The organism is Streptomyces sp. PA03-3a, from assembly GCF_033792735.1.
Taxonomy (GTDB): Bacteria; Actinomycetota; Actinomycetes; order Streptomycetales; family Streptomycetaceae; genus Actinacidiphila.
Genome location: NZ_JARAVM010000006.1, coordinates 300,815 through 311,012, shown reverse-complemented (window position 1 = coordinate 311,012; position 10,198 = coordinate 300,815). Strand labels below are relative to the sequence as shown.

The window sequence follows — 10,198 nt, the reverse complement described above, 5'->3', positions numbered from 1 at the left end:
GTCCCCCGCGGCCCCGGGCGGCGCCGTCCTCGCCTCGGCGCGCGGGCCGTCACGCCGGCGACGACCGCCGGCGGCGGTGCCCTCGTCGTGCCGCTCGCCCGCGCCCTCGCCGGCCACGAGGTGCCCCGGCCCCGCAACCTCGTACGCGGCCTCGCCGGGGCGGCGGTGGACGGCGCCCGCCAACCGGGGTTTCCGGCTCATGGGTTGGTAAAGAAACGCTCATAAGATCTTCTCTCGGAGGCATGGAAGACGAAAGGATTCCCCTGCAGTTGTGATCGGGCCGCCACGAGCGGCACCACCAGCAGGGGGAGTTCATGGTGAGACGCACGGCCGTGCTCGGGCTGACCGCAGCCCTGATAGCCGGCACCGTCGCCACGGCGGCACCGCAGACCGCGGTCGCCCGCAGCGCGCCGACGACGCACGGACACAGCGGTACCGCCGAGGCCCAGGGCGTACGGATCGCCGCCGCGCAGGCGGCCAGGAAGGGCATCGACTGGGCCGCCTGCCCGGCGGACTGGGGCATCGCGAGCCCCGTCGAGTGCGGCTGGGTGACCGTCCCCGTCGACTACGCCAAGCCCTACGGCAAGACGATCAGGATCGCGGTGGACCGCGTCGGCAACACCGGCACCGCTGCCGAGCGCCAGGGCGCCCTGATCTACAACCCGGGCGGCCCCGGTGGCTCCGGCATGCGCTTCCCGCTCCGCGTGACGACCAAGAACCCGATCTGGGCGGCGACCGCCAAGGCCTACGACTTCGTCGGCTTCGACCCGCGCGGGGTCGGCCACTCGGCGCCCATCTCCTGCGCCGACCCGCAGGAGTTCGTCAAGGCGCCCAAGGCCGACCCGGTCCCGGACAGCGAGGCCGACAAGCGGGCACAGCGCAAGCTGGCCGCCGAGTATGCGGAAGGCTGCAAGGAGCGCACCGGCGCCGCGATGCTGTCGCAGATGACGACGGCCAACACCGCGCGCGACCTGGACGTCGTCCGTGCCGCCCTCGGCGAGCGGAAGCTCAACTACCTCGGTGTCTCCTACGGCACCTACCTCGGCGCCGTCTACGCCACGCTCTTCCCGTCGCACGTGCGCCGCATGGTCGTCGACAGCGTCGTGAACCCGTCCCGCGACCAGATCTGGTACCAGAACAACCTCGACCAGGACGTCGCGTTCGAGGGCCGCTGGAACGACTGGAAGGCCTGGGTCGCCACGTACGACTCGGTCTACCACATCGGCAACACCCCGGCGAAGGTCCAGGCGCAGTGGGAGAAGCTGCGGGCCACCGCCAAGGCGCGTCCCATCGGCGGCGTCGTGGGCCCGGCCGAACTGCTCGGCCTCTTCCAGAGCGCCCCGTACTACGACTCGTCGTGGGCGGCCGTGGCCGGGATCTGGAGTGCCTACCTCGGGGGCGACACCCAGGCACTGGTCGACGCCGCGGCCCCCGACCTGTCGGACACCGCGGGCAACATCTCCTCGGAGAACGGCAACGCGGTCTACACGGCGGTGGAGTGCACCGACGCCAAGTGGCCGCGCGACTGGCGCACCTGGGACCGCGACAACACCCGGCTGCACGCCAAGTACCCGTTCCTGACCTGGTCCAACGCGTGGATGAACCTGCCGTGCGCCACGTGGGGCGTCCCGCAGCGGACCCCGGTGGAGGTGCGCACCGGCCACGGCCTGCCGCGCGTCATGATCGTCCAGAGCACCCGTGACGCGGCGACCCCGTACACGGGTGCCGTGGAGCTGCACAAGCGGCTCAAGGGCTCGCTCATGATCACCGAGAAGGGCGCCGGCTCGCACGGTGTCACCGGCCTGGTCAACCCCTGTGTCAACGACCGCGTCACCGGCTACTTCGTGACGGGCAGGCTCGACCGGTCCGACGTGACGTGCGCCCCGCACGCCGCGCCGGTGCCGCCCACGAGCTGACGCACCGCGGTAGCAAGGCGGACGGCCCCGCCGCGCCCACTGGGCGCGGCGGGGCCGTCCGGCGTTCCGGGCCCGGGGGGCTAACCGAGCCGCACCCCGGTGGTACCCGCGCCCTCGTTGCCGTCGCCGGTGTTGACGGTGCCACGCGGCTCGAACATCAGGATGCGGGTGCCCTCCTCGGCGCGCGGCCGGTGCGGGACGCCGCGGGGGACGGTGAACACCTCGTGCGGGCCCAGGGTCACCGTGCGGTCCGGCAGTTCCAGGTGCAGCCGGCCGGCGAGGACGAGGAAGAACTCGTCGGTGTCCGCGTGCGCGTGCTCGGGGAAGTCGCCCTCCACGTTGGCGACCTTGACGTCGTAGTCGTTGACCTCGGCGAGGACGTGCGGCATCCACTTCTGGTCCACGGCGTCCATCACGGTGTCGATGTTGCGCTTGTCGCTCATGGGACTCCTCTACCCCGGGAAGGCGGCGGCGAAGGCGGCCCGGGTGGGCGAGTCCGCGCGCCGGTCGAGTACGGCGAAGACGACCCGTCCGAAGCGGTCCGCGAACCGCCCGCCCGGGCCGAGGTGCTCGCGGAAGGCGGCGGCGACGGCCGCCGGGTCGTTGCGGAACACCCCGCAGCCCCAGGCGCCCAGCACCAGGGAGGGGTACCCGTGCGCCGCGGCGACCTCCAGCACCCTGCCCGCCCGGGCCGACAGCGCGGCGGGCACGCGGTCCGCGGCGTCGGGCTCCTGACGGAGGATCACCCCCGCGTTCGGGGCGGCGGAGGTGAGGAAGCCGGCCTCGAAGGGCTCGTCCAGCAGGACGCCGCGCTCGTCGCGGAAGACCGGGACGCCGGGGGAGTGGATCACCCGGTCGCTGTAGAAGGGACTGCGGTCCGCCCGGTGCCAGTCGTAGAACTCCCGCACCGTGAGCAGCGTCGTGTAGAGCGCCGACGCACGGCACAGCGCCTCCTCCTGCGCCTGCGCCCCGTTGACGTAGCCGCCGCCGGGGTTGCGGGCCGACGCGAAGTTCAGCACGGCGACCGGCCCCCCCGGGGCCCGCTGCGCCAGGCGGCGTGCCGCCTGCAGGCTGTCCTCGCCCGTCACCTCGAAGGCGGTGGGCCCGATGCGCTTGGCGCCGGGACCGGGGTCGACGGGTCCCGGGCCGTACATCCGCGTCCCCCGGACGGCCCGCGCGACGGCCTCCCCGATGGCCACCTCCACCCCGCGTGCCGTCCGGTAGCGGCCGGTCGCGACGAGGTCTTCCGTCTCCTTGGCGAGTGCCCGCAGCCGCGCACTCATGTCCTGTCCCTGCTCACGGCTCCGAGGCTAGTTCGCCTGCCCGGGCCCGGCGAGCGGTTTTCCGGCGGCCAGCCAGCGGTCCTCGGCCTCGTAGTCGAACAGGTCGCCGAAGCGGTCGTACGTCGACGCCAGGACGGGGAAGGCCTCCCGCCAGTCCCGTCCGCCGAGCCGTTCCACCAGCCAGGCCACGTTCTCCGGCAGCGACTCCGCGTAGCCGGTCACGGCACGGTAGCCCAGCTCGCGCTCCGCGGCCGACATGTCCAGCACGAAGGGGTGCGCCGTGGTCCACGGGGTGTCGCCGACGTTCTTCGCCGGGGGAGGGCCGTCCACGGCGTACGTCCGCGCCTCGTGGCCCAGCAGCGCGGCGATCGCGTCCGCGATCTCCGCCACCGTCGGGGCGTACGGGTCGCCGGCGTTGAGCACCCGGGAGCCCGGGCGGCGGGCGGCCAGCCGCACCAGTTCGGCGAGGTTCGCGGCGTGCACCGGGTGGAAGCGACTCTCCCCGCCGTACGCGAGCACCCTGAACGGCCGCCGGTCCACGGCCCGCTTGACGAAGTACAGCTCCCTCGGGCGCAGGCTGTGCGGGCCGTGGACCGCCCCGGCGCGCAGCAGCGTGACGGGCAACCGCTCCTGCGCCGCCAGCAGGTCGCGCTCCAGCGCCGACTTGCGCGCCGAGTAGCCGCCCTCGCCGGGGGCCAGCACCGGCTGCGTCTCCGCGACGGGCACCGGGAAGACGGGCGCGCCGCCCGGCTCCCCGTCGGTGTCGAGGCTGCGGCCCCGGCCGTCCTCGTAGACGGAGCAGCTGGACACGACGACCGCGGAGCCGATCCGGTCCGCCAGCCCCGTCAACTGCCGTGCGTGCTCCGGCCCGTAGGCCACGCAGTCCAGCAGCACGTCGCAGCCCTCGCCGAGCGCCGCCGCCAGCGCCGCGGTGTCCTCGCGGTCCACGGCCACCGGCCGTACCCCTTCGGGCCACTCCACCTCACCGCCGCCGCCGCGGGAGGCGGCCCGCACCTCATAGCCGTCCTCGGCGAGGGCGCGCACCGCCGCCCGGCCGATCTGTCCCGTCGCCCCGATCACGAACGCAGTCTCCGTCATGACGGCGACGCTAGGCGGCCCGAGGGCGCCGGGACCAGGGTCGTTCGCCCTGCGCGGATCCGCGCAGGGCGCAACCGGTCAGGCGCCGCGGCGCAGCCGGGAGCCGATGCCGGACTGGCCCTGCTGCTCCGCCTTGACCTCGGCGGCGTAGCGGTCGACGTACTCCTGACCGGACAGGGCGAGGATCGCGTACATGATCTCGTCCGTGGCCGAGCGCACCACATAGCGCTCGTTGTCCATCCCCTCGAAGCGGGAGAACTCCATCGGCTCGCCGAAGCGGATCGTCACCGGCTTGATGCGCGGCAGCCGCCGGCCCGCGGGCTGGATCTCGTACGTGCCGATCATCGCGCACGGGACGACCGGGACCTTGGCGCGGATGGCCATGGTGGCCACGCCGACCTTGCCCTTGTAGAGGCGCCCGTCGTGGGAGCGGGTGCCCTCGGGGTAGATGCCGAGGAGCTCGCCCTTGCCGAGCACCTTCATTCCCTCGCGGATCGCCGACTCGCCCGCCTTGCCGCCGGAGCGGTCGACCGGGATCTGGCCGATGCTGTGGAAGAACGCCGCGGTCAGCCGCCCCTTGAGGCCGGTGCCGGTGAAGTACTCGGCCTTCGCCAGGAAGGTGATCCGGCGCGGCAGGATCGCGGGCATCAGGAAGTGGTCGGAGAACGACAGATGGTTGCCCGCGACGATCGCCGCGCCCTCCTCCGGGATGTTCTCCATGCCCTCGATCCTCGGGCGGAACAGCACCCGCAGCAACGGGCCGAGGACCACGTACTTGAGCACGTAGTAGAACACGGACTGACTCCCAACTGGCGCCGATCGGCTCCGGGCGGCGTTCTGCCAGGTCACAACGTGATTCGAGGATCGTCAGTCTAGGCGCGGCCGGTGCCGCGCGTCACCGGGGCCGCACGCGTCCGCCAGGAGAACGGCCCGGACCTGACCCGTCGTCGCCTCCGGGCCCGGGGCCGGGCCCGGAGGCGTCTCCACCGCGTCCGTCCCGGCCGCCGCGCCCGCGCGGCCGGCTCCCCGCACACCGCCCGGCGCCGTGGCCCCTCAGTGTCCCGCCGTGCCCTCGCGGGCGTGGCGGGGCAGCAGGAAGGCGGCCGCCAGTGCCGCGACGAACGCGGCCGCGGCCATGAGGGCCGTCCACTGGGTCGCGGGCACCGTGCCTCCGTCGGCGGCGCAGGAGAAGAACGCCGTGCCGAGGACGGCGACCCCGACCGAACCGCCGAGCTGCTGCACGGCGTTGAGGACACCGGAGGCCGAGCCGGTCTCGCGCTCCTCGACGTCGGCGAGGGCGATGTCGAAGAACGGCGCCATGACCAGGCCCATCGCGAAGCCGTTCAGCAGGAGGGCGGGCAGCAGCTGCCAGGTGGTGGCCCCGTGGCCCGCCAGGTGCACGGTGAGCGCCAGCGCGGCGACCGCGACCGCCGACAGCGCGAAGCCGGCCTGGATGGTGCGCCGGCCGTACCTGGGGCCGAGGACGGCACCGGACAGGACCGCGCCCACGACCGTGCCGGCGGACCAGGGGATCATCGACGCCCCGGCGTGCAGGGCGCTGTAGCCGAGCCCCACCTGCAGGTGCAGGGTGAGCACCAGCATCAGCCCGCTGACAGCGGCGAAGAAGGCGACGCCCACCACGAGCGCGGCGGAGAAGCCGCGGTGGCGGAAGAGCCCGGGTTCGACGAGCGGGGAGCCGCCGCGCGCCACGAGCCGTCGCTGGTACCAGGCGAAGAGACCGAGGACCGGGACCGCGCCCGCCATCGACAGGTACGTCCACAGCGGCCAGCCCAGGTCGCGGCCCTGGACCAGCGGGTAGACGAGCATGAGCACGCCGAGGCTGACCAGTGCCGACCCCGGCAGGTCCAGCCGCGGCGCGTGCGGCGAGCGGCCCTCGGGCAGGATGCGCAGCGCGACGGCGAAGGCGAGGACGCCGATCGGGACGTTGATCAGGAACACCGAGCGCCAGCCGGAGCCGAACAGGTCCGCGTCGGTGAGGAAACCGCCGAGCACCGGTCCGGCGACCGCGGCGAGACCCATGACGGGCCCGAACGCGCCGAAGGCCGCCCCCTGCTCCTTCGGCGGGAACATCTGGCGCAGGATGCCGAGGCCCTGCGGCACCATCATCGCGGCGAACAGCCCCTGCGCGGCCCGCCCCCCGATCAGCGTCCCGGCGGAGCCCGCGGCCGCGCACAGCGCGGAGCACACCGTGAAGCCGGCGAGCCCGGCGAGGAACATCCTGCGGCGGCCCACGATGTCGCCGAGCCGCGCCCCGGTGATCATCAGTACGGAGAAGGCCAGCGTGTAGGCGGCGGTGATCCACTGGATCTGGGTGGAGCTGCCGCCGAAGTCCGCGCGGATCGAGGGCGAGGCGACGCCGACGATCGTGGCGTCGAGCAGGTCCATGATCTCGACGGCGAGGATCACGGCCAGCCCGAGCTTGCGCAAGGGATGGCCGGTTGCCGGGGGAGCGGGCGGGGAGAGCGCCTGGGTGCTCATGGGTCCTCCATCGGGGCGGGTGGCGCGGTGGCGCACGGTCGGACGAACGTCGTTCGTTTTGAACGAACAGTGTTCTAGACAACGAACGACGTTCGTGTCAAGTACGCTGTCGGTGTTCCGCTCCCGGAGGTACGCAGCACGTGACATCGGTCCCCGTCCCGCCCTGGCGCGCCGAGCGCAAGAAGGCCCCCCGCCGCAGCCTCAGCCGCGAGGCGATCGTCACAGCGGCCCTCCACGTCGTCGACGCCGAGGGCCTGGACGCGCTGAGCATGCGCCGGGTCGCCCAGGAGCTGGACACCGGCGCCGCTTCGCTCTACGCGCACGTCGCCAACAAGGAGGAGCTGCTCGAGCTGCTCCTCGACCGCATCCAGGCCGGTGTGACCCGCCCCGAGCCCGACCCCGAGCGGTGGCAGGAGCAGGTCAAGGAGCTGGCACGGCAGGGCCGCAGGGTTCTCGTCGCGCACCGCGACCTGGCGCGCGCCGCCATCGGCCAGGGCATCCCCTTCGGCCCCAACGCCCTCCTCAACGCCGAGGCGATGCTGGCGATCCTCAAGGCCGGCGGCCTCTCCGACCAGGTCTGCGCCTACGGTGTGGACGCCCTCGCGCTCTTCGTCACGGCCACCGCGGTCGAGGAGAGCCTGCGCGGCCAGGGTTTCGGGGAGAGCGGCGTCACCCTCGACGAGCAGGTCGTGCGCATCCGCGAGTACTTCGGTTCCCTGCCCCCCGAGGGCTTCCCCCACATCACGGGCATGGTCGACGCCCTCATGCGCGACGAGGGCGACGAGCGCTTCGAGTTCGGCCTCGACCTCCTCGTCTCCGGCCTCGCCCGCCACGCCCCCGCCTGACACCCCCGCCCGACACCGGGGCTCCGTCCGCTCCGTCGAGTCCGGCGCCCCGGTCCGGCCGGTGACACGTACTCGGTGCGGACTGAGTACACGCACTCTGGCCGGCGAAGCGGCGGGAGGGGACGCTCGGGTCATGCCTCGAGAATCAGCGAATCCCCCGTCCCGGCTGCTGCCGGTCGTCCTGCAGGCCGTCGTCGCGTCGGCCGCCTGGGCCGCCTGGCTGGGCTGGGACCAGCGTCGTGACGTCCAGCCCGACGGCACGGAGACCGGTCCCTACGAAGCGTGGCAGGTCGTGGGGCTGGTGCTGACCCTGCTGCCGCTCGTGTGCTGGGCCGCGTCCCGGGGCCTCTTCCCGGCCGCCGTGCTCGGTACCACGGCCGGCCTGACCGCCGCCGCCTTCTACGACTGGTCGGACGACTCGAGCGGCCTGTTCCTGGTCGGCGTGGGGATGGTCGCGACCGGGAGCCTCGTGGTGACCGCCGCCGTGGCCGCGGTGACCGCCTCCGTTCTCCGGCGAGGGCGAGGGACCGGAGCCTGACGTCGGAGCCGGCGCCCGCGGTCGTGGACCAGAATTCACTGGAACGACCTTGTAGGGAAAACGGTCCCGTCCTACTGTCCTGCCAAGACAGCCACGGGGAGGGCGACATGGGGACAGGTTCCGCACCGGCGGACACACGGATGATGGGGATCGTGCACGGCGCGCTGCGCCGTGACCTGGAGCGCGCGCGGACGGTGCTGACCACCGAGCCGTATCCGCAGCCGCGACAGGGCGGCGCGGTCGGCCGCCACGTCGTGTGGCTGATGGAGTTCCTCCACACGCACCACACCGGTGAGGACGAGGGCCTGTGGCCGCTGGTGCGCGAGCGCGACCCGGCCACCGGGCCGCTGCTGGACTCCCTGGACGCCGACCACCGCAGGATCACCCCGGCCGCCGTGACCGTGACGGACGCCGCCAGGCGGTACGCCGAGACGGCCTCCGACCAGACGCGCATCCGGCTCCTCGCGGCGCTCGACTCGCTGACGGCCGTTCTCGTGCCGCACCTGGAGCGCGAGGTCGCGCAGGCCATGCCCGTGGTGTCGGCGACCCTCACCCAGGCCGAATGGCACGCCTGGGACCAGGAGTACAACGTCAGGTCCAAGCCGTTCACGCAGCTCGGCATGGAGGGACACTGGCTGCTCGACGGCATCGACCCGGAGGGGCACCGGATCGTCGTCCAACTGGTGCCCCCGGTCCCGCGCCTCGTCCTGCTGTACGGCTTCGCCCGCGCCTACCGACGCCGCCGCGCGCAGTGGTGGCCCGCGCGGGACCACGCGCGGAACGGAACGGCGCGCTGATGGCGACGGAGGAGGCACCCCGGGCACGGCGCCCGTACCGCTCACCGCGACGCGAGCAACAGGCCGGTCAGACACGGGCCGTGGTGCTGGCCGCGGCCGTCCGGCTGTTCGGCGAGGAGGGCTGGGCGGCGACGGGGATGCGGGACGTCGCCCGCGAGGCCGGGGTGTCGGTCGAGACGGTGTACGCGGGCTTCCGGTCCAAGGGCGAACTGCTGATGGCCGCGCTCGATGTCGCGGTGGTCGGCGACGCACGGCCCGAAACACTGGCCGAACGGCCGGAGTTCGCGGGGCTCGGGTCCGGCACCCGGCAGGAGCGGATCGCCGCCGCCGCACGCCTGGTCACCGTGATCCACCGGCGTACCGCCGGTGTGCACCTCGCGCTGCGCGAGGCGGCCGCCTCCAACGCGGACCTCGCGGAGAGGCTCCGGGACAACCAGCGGCGCCGCCGCGTCAGCGTCGGGCAGGGCATGGCCCGCGTCACGGGGCGTGCGGTGACCCAGGAGGAGCTGGACGGGGTGTGGGCCGTGCTCGGCGTCGAGGTCTACCACCTGCTGACCGGGCTCTCCGGCTGGACCCCGCAGCAGTACGAGCACTGGGCGGCCGGTGTCATCGACCGGCTGCTCGACGCGTGACACCGGAGCACACGGAAACCGAGGGGGAGCAAGCGATGAGGGACAACGGAGCCCGCGAGGGGAACGGCGAGGGGACGGAGCGGGGCGTCGCCCGGACGTGCCGTACCGAAGTCGTCGTCGACGCGCCGGCCGAGGCCGTGTGGCGCGTCGTCGCGGACGTGACCCGCACCAGCGAATGGAGCCACGAGTGCCACCGCGCCGCCTGGCTGCGGGGAGCGGCGTCGGCGGCGCCGGGCGCGCGCTTCCGCGGGTACAACCGGTCGGGGCGGCTGCGCTGGAGCCGGGTCTGCGAGATCGTGGAGTTCGAACCGCCGCACCGGATCACCTGGCGCACCGTCGCCACCCCGCTGTTCCCGGACAGCACCGACTGGACCATCGCACTGGAGCGGTCCGGCACGCGGACCCGGGTGGTGCAGACCTACCGGATGAGGAGCACGCCCGCCTGGTTCCGGTGGCTCGTGGGCAGGCTGGTCCCGGCCCACCTCGACCGCAGTGGTGACCTCACCGGCGACCTGCGCCGCCTCGGGGCGATCGCCGCCCGTGACGCGCACGCCGCCGCGCCGCGTCCCTGAGGCGCCCGGTGCGGCCCG

Annotated in this window: 12 protein-coding genes; 6 read left to right on the top strand and 6 right to left on the bottom strand. The window is 73.7% G+C overall.

Features of this window, described 5'->3' with window-relative positions:
- On the bottom strand, positions 1-201 hold a 201-nt coding region (locus PV342_RS10310), incomplete at its 3' end, for a hypothetical protein (protein ID WP_500316705.1).
- A 113-nt stretch (positions 202-314) separates the two neighbouring features.
- Here PV342_RS10310 and PV342_RS10305 point away from each other — a divergent pair.
- On the top strand, positions 315-1,916 hold the full coding sequence (locus PV342_RS10305; protein WP_400806482.1) for an alpha/beta hydrolase: 1,602 nt from the start codon (positions 315-317) through the stop codon (positions 1,914-1,916).
- Between the two features lie 80 nt (positions 1,917-1,996).
- Here PV342_RS10305 and PV342_RS10300 read toward each other — a convergent pair whose 3' ends face one another.
- The 5 genes from PV342_RS10300 to PV342_RS10280 form a co-directional block, all read right to left on the bottom strand.
- A complete protein-coding gene (locus tag PV342_RS10300; RefSeq protein ID WP_018561618.1) occupies positions 1,997-2,359 on the bottom strand; it encodes a cupin domain-containing protein in 363 nt (120 codons plus the stop codon).
- 9 nt (positions 2,360-2,368) lie between these two features.
- The gene (locus tag PV342_RS10295; RefSeq protein ID WP_386991973.1) at positions 2,369-3,199 is read right to left on the bottom strand and encodes a TIGR02452 family protein; all 831 of its coding nucleotides are present in this window, start codon (positions 3,197-3,199) and stop codon (positions 2,369-2,371) included.
- A 27-nt stretch (positions 3,200-3,226) separates the two neighbouring features.
- Positions 3,227-4,297 (bottom strand): NAD-dependent epimerase/dehydratase family protein, encoded by a 1,071-nt coding sequence (locus PV342_RS10290; protein ID WP_392608207.1) that lies wholly within the window; start codon positions 4,295-4,297, stop codon positions 3,227-3,229.
- A 78-nt stretch (positions 4,298-4,375) separates the two neighbouring features.
- Complete coding sequence (locus PV342_RS10285; protein WP_018561615.1) at positions 4,376-5,092, bottom strand: lysophospholipid acyltransferase family protein; 717 nt, start codon at positions 5,090-5,092, stop codon at positions 4,376-4,378.
- Positions 5,093-5,350: 258 nt separating this feature from the next.
- Entirely contained in the window at positions 5,351-6,796 is a 1,446-nt protein-coding gene (locus PV342_RS10280; RefSeq protein WP_500316703.1) for an MFS transporter, read from the bottom strand.
- 140 nt (positions 6,797-6,936) lie between these two features.
- Here PV342_RS10280 and PV342_RS10275 point away from each other — a divergent pair, with 140 nt between their 5' ends.
- From PV342_RS10275 to PV342_RS10255, 5 genes are all read left to right on the top strand, one after another.
- Positions 6,937-7,641, top strand: a complete 705-nt coding sequence (locus PV342_RS10275; protein WP_386991979.1) for a TetR/AcrR family transcriptional regulator — start codon at positions 6,937-6,939, stop codon at positions 7,639-7,641.
- 133 nt (positions 7,642-7,774) lie between these two features.
- Positions 7,775-8,179, top strand: coding sequence for a hypothetical protein (locus PV342_RS10270; protein ID WP_500316702.1), 405 nt, complete (start codon positions 7,775-7,777; stop codon positions 8,177-8,179).
- 107 nt (positions 8,180-8,286) lie between these two features.
- Positions 8,287-8,976, top strand: coding sequence for a hemerythrin domain-containing protein (locus PV342_RS10265; protein WP_400806498.1), 690 nt, complete (start codon positions 8,287-8,289; stop codon positions 8,974-8,976).
- The gene (locus PV342_RS10260) at positions 8,976-9,608 is read left to right on the top strand and encodes a TetR/AcrR family transcriptional regulator (RefSeq protein ID WP_400806500.1); all 633 of its coding nucleotides are present in this window, start codon (positions 8,976-8,978) and stop codon (positions 9,606-9,608) included. Before PV342_RS10265 ends, PV342_RS10260 begins: the two co-directional genes overlap by 1 nt.
- 35 nt (positions 9,609-9,643) lie before the next feature.
- On the top strand, positions 9,644-10,180 hold the full coding sequence (locus PV342_RS10255) for an SRPBCC family protein (protein ID WP_400806502.1): 537 nt from the start codon (positions 9,644-9,646) through the stop codon (positions 10,178-10,180).
- The last annotated feature ends 18 nt before the right edge of the window (positions 10,181-10,198 follow it).

Excerpts from the sequence above, each read along its gene's own strand:
- PV342_RS10305 (WP_400806482.1), top strand. The coding sequence starts at position 315 with ATGGTGAGACGCACGGCCGTGCTCGGGCTGACCGCAGCCCTGATAGCC.
- PV342_RS10300 (WP_018561618.1), bottom strand. The coding sequence starts at position 2,359 with ATGAGCGACAAGCGCAACATCGACACCGTGATGGACGCCGTGGACCAG.
- PV342_RS10295 (WP_386991973.1), bottom strand. The coding sequence starts at position 3,199 with ATGAGTGCGCGGCTGCGGGCACTCGCCAAGGAGACGGAAGACCTCGTC.
- PV342_RS10290 (WP_392608207.1), bottom strand. The coding sequence starts at position 4,297 with ATGACGGAGACTGCGTTCGTGATCGGGGCGACGGGACAGATCGGCCGG.
- PV342_RS10280 (WP_500316703.1), bottom strand. The coding sequence starts at position 6,796 with ATGAGCACCCAGGCGCTCTCCCCGCCCGCTCCCCCGGCAACCGGCCAT.
- PV342_RS10270 (WP_500316702.1), top strand. The coding sequence starts at position 7,775 with ATGCCTCGAGAATCAGCGAATCCCCCGTCCCGGCTGCTGCCGGTCGTC.
- PV342_RS10265 (WP_400806498.1), top strand. The coding sequence starts at position 8,287 with ATGGGGACAGGTTCCGCACCGGCGGACACACGGATGATGGGGATCGTG.
- PV342_RS10260 (WP_400806500.1), top strand. The coding sequence starts at position 8,976 with ATGGCGACGGAGGAGGCACCCCGGGCACGGCGCCCGTACCGCTCACCG.
- PV342_RS10255 (WP_400806502.1), top strand. The coding sequence starts at position 9,644 with ATGAGGGACAACGGAGCCCGCGAGGGGAACGGCGAGGGGACGGAGCGG.